Origin of the sequence: Pseudomonas hunanensis (assembly GCF_013393325.1) — a bacterium.
Taxonomy (GTDB): Bacteria; Pseudomonadota; Gammaproteobacteria; order Pseudomonadales; family Pseudomonadaceae; genus Aquipseudomonas; species Aquipseudomonas putida_P.
Map to the genome: position 1 here is coordinate 103,977 of NZ_QJRC01000076.1, position 17,189 is coordinate 121,165.

Here is a 17,189-nt window from a genome sequence, read left to right on the forward strand (position 1 = left end):
ATCGCCAATAAAAAGGCCACCTCGGGGGGTGGCCTTTTCAGCAATCAACCTTTCAGCACGAAGCTGACAAGTCTCACTCAGCCTTGTTGATCGGCTTTTCCGGGTACCAGGCGTCCAGCAGCGGGCTGACTTCGATCTTGGTCAGTTCGCTACGGCCTTTGAGCCAGGCTTCAACGGCAGCACGCTGTTCTTCGCTGACCGAGCCACGTTTGACCGAGCAAACCAGGCCGAAATCGTCACCGCCTACATAATCCAGGCCGTTGGCGTCCATGGCTTCTTCCAGGAACGCGTCGAGGAAAGCATCGATTGCCTGGTCATCCAGATCTTCCTTGAATTCCAGGTTCAGCTCGAAGCCCAATTCCTGAAACTCGTCGACACACAGCTTCTTGCGCAGACGACGGGAGCGGTTTGTGGCCATGAAACAATCCTCTTAGGTAATAACGCCGCGCAGTCTACCAGTTAACACGCTTGGCTGCCTGCCTGAGTATCTGTGCTTGTGGCCAACTCCTTGGTCAGCGCACGTTCCACGCGGCACATATGCCGTGCCAGTGCCTGGCGCCGCAAGCGCACCTGGGCAGTGGGCAAACCAGCGGCTTCAAGCGCTTCGCAGGCCGCCATCAGGTAAGGGGCTTTCAGCATGCGCGCGGCGCTCAGCACCTTGTGGGCGTGCTCGGTGATCGCGCCGCTGTCATGTTGCGGATGCAGCATCATCAAGCTGGCGAGGTCGGCCTGCAGGCTCTGCTGCAAGGCCAGCAGGAAGCGCTGGCGCTCGAGTGGGTCAGGCCCTACCACGGCGGCCAGGCCGTCCAGCTGGTACAGCTTGCGCCGGGGGCGGTGCTGGCGGCGAGGACGAATACCCGCCAGTCGCTGGCTGAGGGTGCTCAGGCTGATGGGCTTGAGCAGGCAGTCGTCCATGCCTGCGCTCAGGCACTTGCGGCGTACTTCCGGCTGTGCGTTGGCGGTGTAGCCAAGGATGGTGCAGCGTGGCCGCTTGCCATGGCGTTCTTCGGTACGCACGGCCGTCGCCAGTTGGTAACCGTTCATGTGCGGCATGTTGCAGTCGAGTACCACGACATCGAATTCGCCCGCTCGCCAGGTGGCCAGGCCCTCGCGGCCATCGCGGGCGCTGCTGTGTTCCAGGCCCAGGTAGGCAAGCTGTTGCGCCATCAGCTGCAGGTTGGCCGGGTGATCATCGATCACCAGCACGTTCAGCCGTGGGTCGGGGACATCGAGGTGCTCGGGCAACGGTGCCGGCAGCACGGCGCCATCGACCCGTAGCAATGGCATCTTCAGCCGCACCTGGGTGCCGACATCTTCCAGGCTCTTGATGGACAGGTTGGCGCCCATCATGTCGCACAGGTTGCGGCAGATGGCCAGGCCCAGCCCGGTACCTGCACGGGCGCCCTGGCTGTGCGGGTTGGCCTGAATGAACGGGTTGAACAGGCGCTGCAGGTCGTCGGCGTGGATGCCGATGCCACTGTCGCGCACTTCAAGCTCCAGCGTTGCTGGCGTGTCAGCGCCCTCGTTCAGCAGGTCGACGCAAATACGCACCTGGCCGTGCTCGGTGAACTTGATGGCGTTGCTCACCAGGTTGGACAGCACCTGCTTGAAGCGCAGGGGGTCAAGCAGAACGTGGCAACGTGCGGCCGGCGCGATCATCACTTCCAGGACCAGGCCTTTTTGCCGCGCCTGGCCATCGAAAATGCGCCCCACCGATTCGATCAAGGCCGCCAGGTCGACCGCCTCCGGGGCCAGGGACAAGTGCCCGGACTCGATCCGTACGATATCCAGAATATCGCCGATCAGGCCCAGCAGGTCCTTGGCCGAATGGTGTGCCAGTTCCAGCGCGCTGCGGTCCACCCGGCCCTGGTCGGCACGCTTGACTGCCAGCTCGAGCATGCCGATGACGGCGTTCATCGGGGTGCGAATTTCGTGGCTGATGGTGGCCAGAAACGTGCTTTTGGCGCGGTTGGCATCGTCCGCCTGCTGCTTGGCCTGGCGCAGATCCATGACCAGTTGGCGGCGATCGCTGATGTCTATCCAGCCGCCGATGATGCCCTGCACTTCACCCAGGGAGTCGCGGTACGGCAAGATCCAGTGGTAGATGGTCAGTTCCCGACCCTTGATCCGTAGTGGACGGTCCTTGATCAGCGGTGAGCCCGCGGCCATGACTTCCAGGTGATCAGCCTGGATCTGCCGAGTCTGCTCGCTATCGGCGAACAGGCTGCAGTCCAGCTGTTTGCCGATAACCTGATCAGAGCTGGCCTGCACGGCTTCGAGGTAGCTGTAGTTACAACTTTTCAGGCACCCCTCGCGGTCACGCACATACATCGGGTGGGGGGTGCCGTTAAGCAGGGCACGCATGAATGCCAGCTGGTCGTTCAGCGCACGCTCGGCATGCTGACGCTGGCGAATCTGCAGGCGCAGGCGAGCGTTCCAGAGCAAGGCCAGCAGCAGAAGCAGGGCCGTGCCCAGCACCACCTGCAGGGCAAGCTGGCTATAGTCCCTGACGTTGTTATCTTCATGTCGGCCAAAGCCGCTCCAGCGGTTGTTGATTACCCCCAGCTCCTCCGGTGAGATGCTCAGCAGGGCCTTGTCGAGGATCGACACCAACGCAGGTGACTGGGCAGTGGTGGCCATCGCGAAATTGGCCGGTTCGCTACCGATCGAGGTGCGGATCACCAGTTCGGGGTTGCTGGCCAAGGCGTGGTTAGCATCTATCAGGGTGGTGATTACCGCATCTACGGCACCGCTGTTGAGTAACGCCATCGAGTAGAACGCGCTTTCGGTCTCGACCCAGCCGACCTGCGGATAGTGCCGCGACAGCATGGCGTCCATGGCGCTGTAGCGGGCGATGGCGATGCGATGACCTTGCAGTTGATCCAGCGAATTGAAGGCCGGATTGTCCTTGCAACTGACCAGCACATAGGTGCTTTCCAGGTAGGGACGGCTTAGTTGGAGGTTGTCCTCGCCCACCTCCGTGGTAGCCAATGCAGCAATCACATCCGCCCGGCCATCCTTCAGGCGAGCGATCATGTCGGCGATGCCGCTGGCGCGCTGTACTTCGAAACGCAAACCAGTGCGCAGGCGAATGAGCTCCAGCAGGTCGGCGGTGATGCCGCGAAAATGCCCCGCGTCGTCGAAATAGGATAGCGGGGCAGCTGTGTCGTCGATGACCACACGCATCACCGGGTGATCCTGCAACCATTGTTCCTCGCTTTCGCTCAACTGCAGGTTGCGGTCGGTCAACAGCAGGTCGCTGCCGGCGCTCCAGCGTTTGAAGATGCTGGCGCGCAGGGCTGGGGGCTGGTTGTCGAGGACGGCGTTCACCAGTTCCAACAGCAGGGTATCCTGCTGGCGCAGGGCAAAGCCGAAGCCGATGGCCTCATGCTTGCTGAAGTTGGCCATGCGCAGACGTGGCAGGTGGCCGCGGTTGAGCAGGTAGTGCGTGGAGATGGTGTCACCGATGAACACGTCGGCCTGGCCGAACGCCACGGCGTTCAATGCCTGGCTGGAAGAACCAAAGGCCAGCAGCTCTGCCTTGGGGTAGGCGCTGAGCACTTCCTGTCTGGGCAGGTAGTGGTAGAGCATGCCCAGGCGCATCCCGGTCAGGTCCAGGTCCAGCGCCCAGTTTTCGTCTTCACGCGTTACCAGTACCGGTTGATCGATGGCATAGGGGTGTGACAGCGCCAGGGCGTCATTGTCCGCCTCGTACCCATTGGCACTGCCCAGCAGGTCGATATCGCCGTTTCTGAGCGCCTCTACCGCAGCCTGTCGGCTGGAGAAGCGCAGCACCCGTACCGGCAACTGCAGGGCCTTGCCGATCAGGCTGGCGTAGTCGGCGGTCAGGCCCTGGTAATCATGGCCGCCACTGGTGATGTCAAACGGCGGATAGTCGGGGGCCGAGGTACCCAGCACCAGTTCCTGACGACCTTCCAGCCATTGCCGTTGTTCGGTCGTGAGCCGGGGCTGAGCCGGGGCGGACGATGTGCGTGCCAGCAACGTAAAGGACGAGGCTTCAAGATGGGCAGCCTGTGTCCCACCGCTGAACAGCAGCAGCGCGAGCAACAGGCGGGCGAGCGCGCAGGTCATGACCACTCTCAGACCAGCGCATTGCGCTTGGCCATCTCGATCAAGTCGACCAGCGTGTTGACCTGTAGCTTGTGCATGAGGCGCTTCTTGTAGGTGCTGACGGTCTTGCTGCTGAGAAACATGCCCTTGGCGATTTCCTTGTTGCTGCGGCCTTGAGCGAAAAGTTGCAGTACCATCAATTCACGGTCATTTACCTGGCGAAAAAGTTGCAAGTCGGTATCGATCACCTGGTTGTGCTTAATGGCCTGGCTGGGGAAATAGTTATAACCGGCCAGTACGGCTTTGATAGCACTGAGCAGTTCACTCAGGTCTTCCTGCTTGCACACGTAACCTGCGGCACCCGAGTGCATGCAGCGTACGGCAAACAATGCCGGGGATTGTGCAGTCAATACCAGCACCTTCAAGGGCAGGGCCATGGACTGAAACCGGGAAAGCACCTCCAGGCCGTCTAGCTTGGGAATGCTGATGTCGAGGATGACCAGGTCGGGGTTGCTCTCGCGGATCATCTGCATGGCGTCTACGCCATTGTCCGACTCGCCGACAATTTTGTAGTTCTGGTTTTCCAGCAGCATACGGACGGCCAGGCGGATGACCGGGTGGTCGTCAACAATAAATATGGAGTGCATGTTCAACTTCCCTGCGGTCGATTGACGGTGACAGGTGGCACCTTATCGCAGTTGGAAGTCGTCTGGCATGGGAGGAAGGGCTGTTAGCGCCATATGGGAAATGGCTTACAAGATAAAACAAAACGGGCTACGAAATAGGCATGCTTAACGCAATGTCAAAGCGCACTTAGTAACTTTTCATTGATATTTATACGTGGTGTTTAGTTTGCAGCCAGCATGCGTAGGAAGTTTCCTGCAACACGCGGAGCAGCGCTGGGCCGAGCCCAGGCTGCACCGACGTGGTTCAGGTCGGGCTGGAGCGCCCGGTCATTTCCCGCGCCATTTCACTGGCGTAGCTGTCGGTCATGCCGGCGATAAAGTCGATCATGCGCAGGAAGGCGCTGTGCAACGAGGCGTGCGGGTCTGGTGCGTTGTTGCCGATCAGGTCCAGCACCCGGCGGCTCTTGAACGATGGCGTGCGCCCTCCGTGCTGTTCGAGTGCCGCACCGCAGAAGGTGTTCAGCAGTATTTCCAGGGTGGTGTAGGCGCCGATTTCGTGCAGGGTCTTACGCTTGTCCTGGAAGATTTTGTTGCGTGCCATGTCCTTGGCCTGCAGCACGCAGCGCTTGGCCGGGCCGTGCATATGCTCGACCAGGTCACCCGGCAGTCGCCCGGCCAGCAACGCCTGCTGCTGTTCGACGAAGGCGTGGGCGGCGGCGTTGGTCAGGTGTTCGATGGCCTTGCCGCGCAGGATTGCCAGCTTGCGTCTGCGGGAGTCGCGCGGGCCGAGCTGGCGGTAGGTTTCCGGCAGGTCTTCGCCGACCAGGTCGAGCAACAGCGCTTCGACTTCGGCGTATTGCAGCAGCTCCATTTCCAGGCCGTCTTCCAGGTCGATCAGCGCGTAACAGATGTCATCGGCAGCTTCCATCAGGTAAACCAGTGGGTGGCGCGCCCAGCGCTGGTGCTCCAGTTGGGGCAGGCCGAGCTTGCGGGCTATCTGCTCGAGCAGGGGTAGTTCGCTCTGGTAGCTGCCGAACTTGTGCTTCTTGTAGCCCAAGGCGTCGGCATGGCGGGCGCTCCAGGGGTACTTGAGGTAGGTGCCGAGGGTGGCATAGGTCAGCCGGGTGCCCCCGTCGAACTGGTGATACTCCAGTTGGGTGAGCACGCGAAAGCCTTGGGCGTTGCCTTCGAAGTTGAGGAAGTCGGCTCGCTCGTCGTCGCTCATGTCGTCCAGCCAGCCACGCCCGGCGGCCTGCTGGAACCAGTGGCGAATGGCGTCTTCGCCGGAGTGGCCGAAGGGCGGGTTGCCGATGTCGTGGGCCAGGCAGGCCGACTGCACGATCATCCCCAGGTCACTGGGGGCGCACCAGTCCGGCAGGCTGTCGCGCAGGGTTTCGCCGACGCGCATGCCCAGCGAGCGACCCACGCAGCTGACTTCCAGTGAATGGGTCAGGCGCGTGTGGATATGGTCGTTGCTGGAAACCGGGTGCACCTGGGTCTTGCGCCCGAGGCGGCGAAAGGCACCAGAGAAGATGATGCGGTCGTGGTCTTTGTGGAAGGGGCTGCGCCCGAGTTCATCGGCGCTGTACAGGGCTTTGCCCAGGCGTTCGCGGGTAAGCAGGGTGTGCCAGTCCAAGGCGCGGTCTCCGGTCGTTCGAAGCCAGCAGCATAGCCTGTAGGGGCAGCACAAGGCAGCTCCTGCAGGCTGCGCGCGTGTTCAGGGGCGGCGGTTGCCTTGCAGGTACAGGCGTACCAGCGGCAGCAGGCTGGTGCCCAACCGTACCAGGCGCGTCAGGTTGCCGCTGCGCACGCCTTTACCCGTGAGGAAGCCCAGCGCTACCACGGCGCCGATGCCCCACAGGGGCGCATGCTTGATTCCCAGGCCATCTTGCAGCGAGCTGCCCATGCCGCGTACGCGGCGCAGCGGCTCAAGCAACTGCCCGGACTCGTGGCGAATTTCCTGGCGGTGCATCTCCATGCGCAGGCGCAACAGCGCCTTGCGCAGTTCTCGCGGGTTACGCGTGTTCGGCAGTTCTGGCAGGCTCATGGCAACAGGCGCTCCCGGTCCTTGGCAAGTTCTTCGAGGGTGGCGCCGAAGGGCGATGACTCGTCGAACACCGCCGCCTTAAGGCGTACACCGCAGTACAGCGCAGCAATGCCATAGAACACGCACAGGCCGATGATCCCGGCCAGTCGATAGCTGTCCCACAGCAGCACCAGCAGCAGCCCGGACAGTGCGGTCAGCAGCAGCAGGGCGAACACCAGGCCCAGCCCGGCGAACAGCAGCAGGCGCAAGGTCCGGCCTTTCTGCTCCTGCAGCTCGATGCCGAACAGCTCGATGTGGCTGTGCAGCAGCCCCAGCGCGGCCGCGCCCAGGCGCCTGCCCGAGGCGCCGGAAGCGTTGGCTTCATTCTCCATGGGAACCCCTTAGCGCCGGTTGGCCAGCAGGCCGATCAACAGGCCGACGCCGGCCGCGATGCCGATCGCCTGCCACGGGTTTTCCTGTACGTACTGCTCGGCGCTGCCCAGCGCCGCCTGGCCGCGATCACGCACCGAGTCCTGGGTCAGTTGCAGGGTTTCGCGGGCCTGGGCCAGACGGTCGTGAATCTGTTCGCGCAATTCGTCGGCCTGGTCTCCGGCCAGGTTGGCGGTGTCCGCCAGCAGCTTCTCGGTGTCGCGCACCAAGGCCTGGAAGTCAGCCATCAATATCTCTTGTGCAGTCTTTGCCGATTTGCTGGCCATGGGTCTCTCCCTGTCGATGAGTGTTGGTAGTTCGAGTAACAGCACGCGTGGAAGGTTCAAGTGGCGGTGCTGGTATGGGCCTTGCTAAGCCTTTGCCACGTTGCGGGGCGCCTCTGGCGGGTTTTGCGCCGTTTCAGGGCGCCATACGCAGCGAATACCGATAAACCTTAACCCAATCCACGACAAACCCAAGAAAAAACCACGCAGGCTTCGCCCGGCTCACCGAAGCAGGGCAGGGGGCTGGCACCGATTCGGTGCAGGGATGCAGGTTCTTGAACTGTCCTGGTGCCTTTTCAGCAGGTCTGCCTATTTCATGGAAAACATGCACAGCGCGATGGACTCCCTGGTCCACGGTTCCAACACCCTGTTCATACTCATGGGCGCCATTCTGGTGCTGGCCATGCATGCCGGCTTCGCGTTCCTCGAAGTGGGCACGGTGCGCCACAAGAACCAGGTCAACGCCTTGTCGAAGATCCTCAGCGACTTTGCCATTTCAGCGCTGGTGTACTTCTTTATAGGCTACTGGATCGCTTATGGGGTCAACTTCCTCCAGCCAGCGGCGACCCTGGCTGCCGACCATGGCTATGCGCTGGTCAAGTGCTTCTTCCTGCTCACCTTCGCGGCGGCGATCCCGGCGATCATCTCGGGTGGTATCGCCGAGCGGGCGCGCTTCGTTCCGCAGCTGTGTGCCACGGCGTTGATCGTGGCGTTCGTCTACCCGTTCTTCGAGGGTGTGGTATGGAACGGTAACCTGGGCGTGCAGGCCTGGCTGCAAGCACGCTTCGGCGCGCCGTTCCATGACTTTGCCGGCTCTGTGGTGGTGCATGCCATGGGCGGCTGGCTGGCGCTGGCGGCGGTGCTGTTGCTGGGTGCGCGCCGTGGGCGCTACCGCGATGGGCGGCTGGTGGCGTTTGCGCCGTCGAGCATTCCTTTCCTGGCACTGGGCTCGTGGATCCTGATCATCGGCTGGTTCGGCTTCAACGTCATGAGCGCCCAGACCTTGCAGGGTGTCAGCGGCCTGGTGGCGATCAACTCGCTGATGGCCATGGTCGGCGGCACACTGTCGGCCCTGCTGGCCGGGCGCAACGACCCGGGCTTCCTGCACAACGGGCCGCTGGCCGGGCTGGTGGCAATTTGCGCCGGCTCCGACCTGATGCACCCGATTGGCGCACTGGCCACGGGCCTGGTGGCGGGTGCGCTGTTCGTCTGGACCTTCACCGCAGCGCAGAACCGCTGGAAGATCGACGACGTACTCGGCGTGTGGCCATTGCACGGCTTGTGCGGTGTGTGGGGTGGCATTGCCTGCGGCATCTTCGGCCAGGTGGCGTTGGGCGGCATGGGGGGTGTCAGCCTGGTCAGCCAACTGCTGGGCAGCCTGATGGGCGTGCTGGTGGCCTTGGTCGGTGGCTTTGCCGTGTACGGGGCAATTCGTGCGCTGCACGGCCTGCGCTTGAGCCATGAGCAGGAGTTCCAGGGCGCGGACTTGTCGTTGCACCGTATTGGCGCCACCAGCCAGGATTGAGCCAGGTCAGGTGCATGACGGGCGCGACAGACCTAGAATAGGTTTCTCTGCATGCCAAACCGGGATCTGCTCCATGCTGCCTGAATGCCAACTGTTCGGCACCCTCGGCTGCCACCTGTGCGAAGTGGCCGAGGCTGTGCTGATGCCTTTCGTCGATCACGGCCTGCTGGTGGAACTGGTCGACATCGCCGAGAGCGAGTCCTTGTTCGAGCGCTATGGCTTGATCATTCCGGTGCTGCGGCGCTGCGACAACAGCGCCGAGTTGCACTGGCCGTTCGATGCCGAACAGGTGGTGGCCTTTCTTGGGCAATGAAGGCCGCAGAGGAGTTGCAACCCTGCTCCATGGTCTGTGAAGCGAGCTGATGATCAGGTTCCGGCGCACTGGCGCCCAGACCTTCTCCATCATCGGAATCGCTCGCCATGTTGATCACTCCCCATTTCACCTTCGATGAAATGACCGTTTCCCAGCTCGCCGCCAGGGACGGATTCGATAACACCCCACCCCCTGAAGCCAGGGCCAACCTGCTGTTGCTGTGCTGTGCGCTGGAACAGGTACGTGCACTGTTCGACGCGCCCATCATTGTCAGCAGCGGCTATCGCAGCGAAAAGGTCAACCGGCTGATCGGCGGTGCCGTGAGCAGCCAGCATGTGCAAGGGCTGGCGGCGGACTTCACGGTGGTCGAGGTCAGCCCGCGTGAGACCGTGCGGCGGATCAGCGAAAGTGGCGTGCCCTTCGATCAACTCATTCTGGAATTCGACAAATGGGTGCATCTGTCAGTGGCGCGAGACACGCCGCGTAGACAGGTGCTGACCATACGCAAAGGGAGCGGCTACCTGGCGGGGCTGCAATGAAGCGCATTGACGGCAGCAAGGGTATGTTCGTATGCTGTATATAAATACAGTATTGAGGTGAAGCCATGCTCAACGTCGAGCAACTCAAGTACAGCGTCAACCGCATGCCCGTGGAGCGGGTGGCCGACGCCGTTCTGGAACTGCGCCTCGAAGGCCTGGTGACCGACGACCGCACGCCGTTCGGCAAGGTCCACTTCAATACCTGCTTCGCCGAGATCGAGGCCTTGTTCCAGCGTGCCGGTTATCACCGGGGGCTGGATGTGGTGGGCTACCAGGGGTTGCTCTATGCCCTCTATGACCCTGGCCGCTGGGAACCTGTGCAGGTGCTGCGCTGGCTGAAGGAACGCAGCGAGGCAGTGGCCGAGGCTGGTTGAGGGCGCGGGCTTGGGCGATAATGCGCGGCCGTGAACGTTACGAGCCTTGCCATGACCACGCCTTTCGACCCCGCCCGCCAGCAAGCCAGCACGGTGTGCCTGCCACCCGGTAATTGGGCGACAGTGCTCGATTGCTTGTGTGACCATTTCAAGGCCATCGACCGCGCCCAGTGGCTTGACCGCTTTGCCCGTGGCCGGGTGTTGAATGCCGAGGGGCAGGCGGTTTCCGCCGAGCTGCCTTACAAGCGTGGCATGCGTTTGCACTACTTCCGCGAAGTGCCGAACGAACGGCCAATCCCGGTGCAGGAGGTGGTGCTGCATGTGGACGAGCACTTGGTGGTGGCCGACAAACCGCATTTCCTACCGGTGACGCCGACGGGTGAGTATGTCGAGCAGACCTTGCTGCGCCGACTGATCCGTCGTCTGGGCAACCCACATTTGGTGCCGTTGCACCGCATTGACCGGCACACCGCAGGGCTTGTGCTGTTTTCCGCCAACCCGCAAAGCCGCAGCGCCTACCAGCGACTGTTCCCCGAGCGGCGTATCGACAAGCGCTACCAGGCCATTGCCGCTGCCCTGCCGCAGCATGCATTTCCACTTGTGCACAAAAGCCGCCTGGTGCATGGCGAGCCGTTTTTTCGCATGCACGAAGTTGAGGGCGAGGCCAACAGTGAAACCCTGGCCCAAGTGCTGGAAAAGAACGGTGAGCTGTGGCGCTATGGCTTGTCGCCAGTGACAGGCAAGACCCATCAGCTACGCGTGCACATGGCAGCGTTGGGGGCGGGGATCAGCAACGACCCTTTCTATCCGCAGTTGCGCAACGAAGAAGATGACTATCAGCGACCGCTGAAACTGTTGGCGCACAGCTTGCGTTTCGAGGACCCGCTAAGCGGCGAAGAGCGCTTTTTCGAAAGCCGCTTGCAGTTGGACTGGTAACGCAGCAAGCCGGGCTTACGCGGTCCCTGCAGGCAGCCTTGTGTCGCGAAAGGGCGTTCCTACAGGGACGGTGCAAGCCTGCTGCAATCAGCGGTTGAACCGCTCCACCAACGAATACTGGCTCCCTGCCGTGCTGGTCAGTTCCTCGCTCAGCAGTGCCGAGTGCTGCGCCTGCTCGGCGGTCTGGTCGGCCAGTTCGGCAATGGTGCTGATGTTGCGGCTGATTTCGTCAGCCACTGCGGTCTGCTCCTCGGTCGCTGCGGCAATCTGGGTGGCCATGTCGGTGATGTTGGCCACCGCTTCGCTGATCCCCACCAATGCTTCGTCAGCCTGCATCACCCGGTCGACACCTTCCTGCGCCTGGCGGTGGCCGGTTTCCATGGTCAGCACGGCATTGCTGGCGGTTTGTTGCAACTTGGCGATCAGACCGTGGATCTGCCCGGTGGATTCGGCGGTGCGCTGGGCCAGCTGGCGCACTTCATCGGCTACCACGGCAAAGCCGCGGCCCATTTCACCGGCACGCGCCGCTTCGATGGCCGCATTCAGCGCCAGCAGGTTGGTCTGGTCGGCGATACCCTTGATCACGTCGACCACGCCACCAATTTCATCGCTGTCCTTGGCCAGTTGCGTCACCGTCTGGCCGGTTTCGCCCACCGCCGCCGACAGGCGTTCAATGGCCTCGCGGGTTTCCCCGGCAATCTGCCGGCCCTGGCTGGTCAGGCGGTTGGCTTCCTGGGTGGCGTCGGCAGTACGCTGCACGTGGTTGGCCACTTCCTGAGTGGTGGCGGCCATCTGGTTTACCGCAGCGGCAACCTGCTCGGTCTCCACTCGCTGGCGTTCCAGCCCCGAGGAGCTCTTGTGCGCCAGGGCATCGGACTGACGCGCCTGGTCGCTGAGGTGCTCGGCACTGTCCTGCAGGCGGGTCAGGCAGGTTTTCATGCGGGCATCCTGGCTGAGCATGGCCATTTCCAGGCGCGCCTGCACGCCACGGCTGTCGGTGTACATCTGTGCGATCAGCGGGTCGGAAGTGGTCTGTTCGGCCAGACGCAACAGGCGCTTGAGGCCGCGTTGCTGCCAGCTCAGGCCGAGCAGGCCCAAGGGCACGGATAGCCCGGCAGCCAGGGCAAAGCCCCAGGAATGGCCCAGCCAGTTGCCGATCAGGAAGCCTACCTGGCTGATGAGGATGAACGGCAGCCAGTCCTGCAGCACTGGCAGCCACTTGTCCCTGCGAGGTACGGCCGGCTTGCCCTGGTTGATGCGCTGGTACAGGCCTTCGGCGCGACGGATCTGCTCGGCGGTGGGTTTGACTCGCACCGACTCGAAGCCGACAACTTGGTTGTTATCGAAGATGGGTGTGACGTAGGCGTTGACCCAGTAATGGTCGCCAGACTTGCAGCGGTTCTTGACGATACCCATCCATGGCTGGCCCTGCTTGAGGGTTTGCCACATGTGGGCAAACACTGCAGCCGGCACGTCGGGGTGGCGTACCAGGTTGTGCGGCGCGCCCGTCAGCTCTTCGCGGGTGAAACCGCTGATTTCGATGAAGGCATCGTTGCAGTAGGTGATCACGCCCTTGGCGTTGGTGGTGGAGATCAACCGCTGCTGGGCAGGGAAAGTCCGTTCTCTCTGGGTAATCGGCTGGTTGTTACGCATGGGTTGATAGTCCGCAGGGCTTTGGACGGTTATCGGCAAGCGGCTGGTTTTATTGAATGATTATTTAATGGAGCGTCGTGGGAGCTATGGCGCCTGTGAAATCGAGCGCCGCGCGGGCGGCGCTCGATTTCACAGGCGCTGCATATCTTCAGCCAGGCACCTCAGCCAGCAATCAGCTGACGCAACACATAATGCAGAATGCCCCCGGCCCTGAAATACTCCACTTCATTCAGGGTATCGATCCGGCACAACACGTCGATCTGTTCCTGCTGGCCATCCTCGCGGGTGATGCGCAAGGGCAAGCTCATGCCCGGGCGAATCTGCGCGCCGTTCAAACCCAGCACATCGATTTGCTCCTTGCCGGTGAGCCCCAGCTGCTTGCGGTCGTTCCCGGCCTTGAATTGCAGCGGCAGCACGCCCATGCCGACCAGGTTGGAGCGATGAATACGCTCGAAGCTTTCTGCGAGCACGGCTTTGACACCCAGCAGGTTGGTACCCTTGGCTGCCCAGTCGCGGCTCGAGCCGGTGCCGTATTCCTGGCCGGCGATCACCACCAGCGGGGTGCCTTCCTGCTGGTAACGCATGGCCGCATCATAGATCGACAACTTCTCGCCAGTGGGCACGTGCAAGGTGTTGCCGCCTTCTTCCCCCCCCAGCATTTCGTTGCGGATACGAATGTTGGCGAAGGTGCCACGCATCATCACCTCGTGGTTGCCACGCCGCGAGCCGTAGGAGTTGAAGTCGCGTGGTTCTACGCCTTGTTCGCGCAGGTAGCGCCCGGCCGGGCTGTCGGCCTTGATGTTGCCAGCGGGGGAGATGTGGTCGGTGGTCACCGAGTCGCCCAGCAGTGCCAGCACCCGCGCGCCGTGGATGTCGGCGATGGCTGGTGGCGGCCCGCCGATGCCGTCGAAGAACGGCGGGTGCTGGATGTAGGTGGAGTCAGCCTGCCACACGTAGGTGGCGGCCTGTGGCACCTTGATGGCCTGCCACTGCGCATCACCTGCGAACACTTCGGCGTATTCCTTGTGGAACATTGCCGTGTCGACCTTGGCCACTGCTTCGGCAATTTCCTGCTGGCTGGGCCAGATATCGCGCAGGTACACAGGTTGGCCGTCTTTGCCGGTGCCCAGCGGATCACGGGTGAGGTCCATGCGTACGCTACCGGCCAGCGCATAGGCCACGACCAGCGGCGGCGAAGCCAGCCAGTTGGTCTTGACCAGGGGGTGCACGCGGCCCTCGAAATTGCGGTTGCCCGATAGCACTGAGGCCACGGTGAGGTCGGCGCTGCCGATGGCCTTCTCGATCGCTTCGTCCAGCGGGCCGGAGTTGCCGATGCAGGTGGTGCAGCCATAACCGACCAGGTCGAAACCAAGCTGGTCGAGGTAAGGCGTGAGCCCGGCTGCCTTGAAGTAGTCGGTGACAACCTTGGAGCCCGGCGCCAGCGAGCTCTTGACCCAAGGCTTGCGTTGCAGGCCTTTTTCCAGAGCCTTTTTCGCTACCAACCCGGCAGCCATCATCACGCTGGGGTTCGACGTGTTGGTGCACGAGGTGATTGCGGCAATCACCACGGCGCCATCGCGCAGGGTGTGAGTCTTGCCCTGATGGCTGTAGTCGATCTCACCGGCCTGGTCGGCGTTGCCCACTGCCACACCGCCGCCGCCTTCGCTTTCCAGGCGGCCAACTTCTTTGGCCAGTGGTTTGGGTTGCAGCTCGATGAAATGGTCGAAGGCCTGGCTGACCTGGCCCAGTGCCACGCGGTCCTGCGGCCGTTTCGGCCCGGCCAGGCTGGCCTCGACCTCGTGCATGTCCAGTGCCAGCGTGTCGCTGAACAACGGCTCCTGGCCGGGCAAGCGCCACATGCCTTGAGCCTTGCAGTACTGCTCGACCAACTGTACGGTCGCTTCGGGGCGGCCCGACAGGCGCAGGTAGTCCAGGGTGACCTGGTCGACCGGGAAGAAACCACAGGTGGCGCCGTATTCCGGGGCCATGTTGGCAATGGTCGCGCGGTCGGCCAGGGGCAATTCAGCCAGGCCGTCGCCGTAGAACTCGACAAATTTGCCCACCACGCCCTTCTTGCGCAGCATCTGCGTCACCGTCAGCACCAGGTCGGTGGCAGTGATGCCTTCGCGCAGCTTGCCGGTCAGCTTGAAGCCGATGACTTCGGGGATCAGCATCGACACCGGCTGGCCGAGCATGGCGGCCTCCGCCTCGATGCCACCGACCCCCCAGCCGAGCACGCCCAAGCCGTTGATCATGGTGGTGTGCGAGTCGGTGCCGACCAGGGTGTCGGGGAAGGCATAGGTGCGGCCGTCGGCCTCACGGGTCCACACTGTGCGGCCCAGGTACTCCAGGTTGACCTGGTGGCAGATGCCGGTGCCCGGTGGCACCACGCGGAAATTGTCGAAGGCGCTCTGGCCCCAGCGCAGGAAGGCGTAGCGCTCACCATTGCGCTGCATTTCGATGTCGACGTTTTCGCTGAAGGCTTGCGGCGTGCCGTAGCGGTCGACCATCACCGAGTGGTCGATCACCAGGTCTACCGGAGACAGCGGGTTGATCCGTTGTGGGTCACCACCGGCCTTGGCCATGGCGGCGCGCATGGCGGCCAAGTCGACCACGGCCGGTACGCCAGTGAAGTCCTGCATCAGCACCCGCGCCGGGCGGTACTGGATTTCGCGGTCGGAACGCCGCTCGCCCAGCCACTGGGCGAGGGCGCGCAGGTCGTCGCCAGTGACGGTATGGCCGTCCTCCCAGCGCAGCAGGTTTTCCAGCAGCACCTTCAGCGACATGGGCAGGCGCTGCAGGTCACCCAGCTGGCGGGCGGCCTCGGTGAGGCTAAAGTAGTGGTAGGTCTGGTCACCGACCTTGAGGGGCTTGAGCGTGTTCAGGCTATCGAGCGAGGGCATTGCCAACTCCTTCTGCACCGGTGCCCGGCAACTACTCACGGTTTGCCGGTAGCACCGCTCTGTATCGGTCCGCACGGCACGGACCTGGCTGAATGGTCAGGTTAGACCGGTTTCGCCTAACTGACCCTTTTCTGGACCGGCGGGGCATGTCGCAGGTTCCGAACTTCCTTTATCATCGCCGCCCTGCCGGCGCCTGTGGTGCGCCAGCCGTAGTGGAGTGAGAAATGAATACCCTGTTCATGCATTGCCGGCCCGGTTTCGAGGGTGAGGTTTGCGCCGAAATCAGCGAACATGCCGCCCGCCTGGGTGTTTCCGGCTATGCCAAAAGCAAGCCGCAAAGTGCCAGCGCCGAGTTTGTCTGCAGCGAGGAGGGCGGTGCCGAGCGGTTGATGGGGGAGCTGCGCTTCAACCAGCTGATTTTCCCGCGGCAGTGGGCCCGTGGTGGTTTTGTCGAGCTGCCGGAAACTGACCGCATCAGTGTGCTGCTGTCGCAGCTGGCCGATTTCCCGGTGTTCGGCAGCCTGTGGCTGGAGGTGCTGGACAGCAATGAAGGCAAGGAATTGTCCACCTTCTGCCGCAAGTTCGAAGTGCCGTTGCGCAAGGCGCTGGAGAAGGCCGGCCGGCTGGTCGACGATGCCAGTCGGCCGCGCTTGCTGCTCAGCTTCATCAGTGGCCGGCGGGTCTTTGTCGGTGTTGCCCCAGCCAACAACAGCGCGTTGTGGCCCATGGGGATTCCGCGCCTGAAGTTCCCCCGCGAGGCGCCTAGCCGTTCGACCCTCAAGCTGGAAGAAGCCTGGCATCAGTTCATCCCGCGTGAGCAGTGGGAACAGCGCCTGGGTGATGACATGACCGGCGTCGACCTGGGGGCCTCGCCGGGGGGATGGACCTATCAGCTGGTGCGCCGTGGCATGTTGGTGACGGCGATCGACAACGGGCCGATGGCCGAAAGCCTGATGGATACTGGGCTGGTTCAGCACCTGATGGCTGATGGGTTCACCTGGCAGCCGAAGCAGCCGGTGGACTGGATGGTGTGCGACATCGTCGAGAAGCCGGCGCGTACTACCTCACTGATCGAGACCTGGCTGGGGGAGGGACTGTGTCGCGAGGCGGTGGTCAACTTGAAATTGCCGATGAAGCAGCGCTATGCCGAAGTACGGCGGCTGCTCGACCGCATGGAGGCGACGTTCAAGGCACGCAAAATTCGGGTGTCGATTGCTTGCAAGCAGCTGTATCACGACCGGGAGGAAGTGACTTGTCACCTGCGTCGGCTTGATTTGAAACCGCGCTAAGCACAGCGCGCCTAGCTCTTTGCTCTTTGCTCTTTGCTCTTGCTTCGGCTTTTGCTTCTAAGCGCGCGATAGTCCAGGCGACGCAGGTTGCGACTTCAGGAGGCCGAGCGCAGGGCTTGCGGAGGGAGGTGACGGGCATGGATGCCCGTCAAGCGCTGGGCCCCAGGATGGGGCCTGCAGCGCGGTCCTCCCGGGAGCAAGCCCGGAGCGAGGGGACCCCG

Annotated in this window: 15 protein-coding genes; 6 read left to right on the top strand and 9 right to left on the bottom strand. The window is 62.7% G+C overall.

Annotated features, from left to right (window positions below):
- Window positions 1-73 precede the first annotated feature (73 nt).
- The 7 genes from DM807_RS08215 to DM807_RS08245 form a co-directional block, all read right to left on the bottom strand.
- On the bottom strand, window positions 74-418 hold the full coding sequence (locus DM807_RS08215; RefSeq protein ID WP_003248695.1) for a YggL family protein: 345 nt from the start codon (window positions 416-418) through the stop codon (window positions 74-76).
- A gap of 41 nt (window positions 419-459) precedes the next feature.
- On the bottom strand, window positions 460-4,092 hold the full coding sequence (locus DM807_RS08220; RefSeq protein WP_069943376.1) for a transporter substrate-binding domain-containing protein: 3,633 nt from the start codon (window positions 4,090-4,092) through the stop codon (window positions 460-462).
- Window positions 4,093-4,100: 8 nt separating this feature from the next.
- The gene (locus tag DM807_RS08225) at window positions 4,101-4,718 is read right to left on the bottom strand and encodes a response regulator transcription factor (RefSeq protein WP_012271309.1); all 618 of its coding nucleotides are present in this window, start codon (window positions 4,716-4,718) and stop codon (window positions 4,101-4,103) included.
- A gap of 283 nt (window positions 4,719-5,001) precedes the next feature.
- A complete protein-coding gene (locus tag DM807_RS08230; RefSeq protein ID WP_041166433.1) occupies window positions 5,002-6,333 on the bottom strand; it encodes a deoxyguanosinetriphosphate triphosphohydrolase in 1,332 nt (443 codons plus the stop codon).
- A gap of 81 nt (window positions 6,334-6,414) precedes the next feature.
- Window positions 6,415-6,744, bottom strand: coding sequence for a hypothetical protein (locus tag DM807_RS08235; protein ID WP_012271311.1), 330 nt, complete (start codon window positions 6,742-6,744; stop codon window positions 6,415-6,417).
- Entirely contained in the window at window positions 6,741-7,115 is a 375-nt protein-coding gene (locus DM807_RS08240) for a phage holin family protein (protein WP_012271312.1), read from the bottom strand. The genes DM807_RS08235 and DM807_RS08240 overlap by 4 nt, the downstream gene beginning before the upstream one ends.
- A 9-nt stretch (window positions 7,116-7,124) precedes the next feature.
- Entirely contained in the window at window positions 7,125-7,439 is a 315-nt protein-coding gene (locus tag DM807_RS08245; RefSeq protein WP_012271313.1) for an ElaB/YgaM/YqjD family protein, read from the bottom strand.
- Between the two features lie 313 nt (window positions 7,440-7,752).
- On the opposite strand from DM807_RS08245, the gene DM807_RS08250 reads away from it, so the two are divergent.
- From DM807_RS08250 to DM807_RS08270, 5 genes are all read left to right on the top strand, one after another.
- Window positions 7,753-8,961: an ammonium transporter gene (locus DM807_RS08250; protein WP_012271314.1), complete on the top strand. Its 1,209-nt coding sequence runs from the start codon at window positions 7,753-7,755 to the stop codon at window positions 8,959-8,961.
- Between the two features lie 73 nt (window positions 8,962-9,034).
- A complete protein-coding gene (locus DM807_RS08255) occupies window positions 9,035-9,274 on the top strand; it encodes a glutaredoxin family protein (RefSeq protein WP_012271315.1) in 240 nt (79 codons plus the stop codon).
- A 107-nt stretch (window positions 9,275-9,381) separates the two neighbouring features.
- Window positions 9,382-9,813 carry a D-Ala-D-Ala carboxypeptidase family metallohydrolase gene (locus DM807_RS08260; RefSeq protein ID WP_012271316.1) on the top strand — a complete coding sequence of 144 codons (432 nt, stop codon included), beginning with the start codon at window positions 9,382-9,384 and terminating at the stop codon, window positions 9,811-9,813.
- Between the two features lie 65 nt (window positions 9,814-9,878).
- Window positions 9,879-10,187 carry a hypothetical protein gene (locus DM807_RS08265; RefSeq protein ID WP_012271317.1) on the top strand — a complete coding sequence of 103 codons (309 nt, stop codon included), beginning with the start codon at window positions 9,879-9,881 and terminating at the stop codon, window positions 10,185-10,187.
- A 51-nt stretch (window positions 10,188-10,238) separates the two neighbouring features.
- Entirely contained in the window at window positions 10,239-11,123 is an 885-nt protein-coding gene (locus tag DM807_RS08270; RefSeq protein WP_012271318.1) for a pseudouridine synthase, read from the top strand.
- 87 nt (window positions 11,124-11,210) lie between these two features.
- Here DM807_RS08270 and DM807_RS08275 read toward each other — a convergent pair whose 3' ends face one another.
- Together DM807_RS08275 and acnA are read right to left on the bottom strand one after the other, a co-directional pair.
- The gene (locus DM807_RS08275; RefSeq protein ID WP_012271319.1) at window positions 11,211-12,776 is read right to left on the bottom strand and encodes a methyl-accepting chemotaxis protein; all 1,566 of its coding nucleotides are present in this window, start codon (window positions 12,774-12,776) and stop codon (window positions 11,211-11,213) included.
- 161 nt (window positions 12,777-12,937) lie between these two features.
- Complete coding sequence (gene acnA / locus DM807_RS08280; protein WP_179027254.1) at window positions 12,938-15,679, bottom strand: aconitate hydratase AcnA; 2,742 nt, start codon at window positions 15,677-15,679, stop codon at window positions 12,938-12,940.
- A 224-nt stretch (window positions 15,680-15,903) separates the two neighbouring features.
- Between acnA and rlmM the strand changes: the two genes are divergently transcribed.
- Complete coding sequence (rlmM, locus tag DM807_RS08285) at window positions 15,904-16,968, top strand: 23S rRNA (cytidine(2498)-2'-O)-methyltransferase RlmM (protein ID WP_012271321.1); 1,065 nt, start codon at window positions 15,904-15,906, stop codon at window positions 16,966-16,968.
- The last annotated feature ends 221 nt before the right edge of the window (window positions 16,969-17,189 follow it).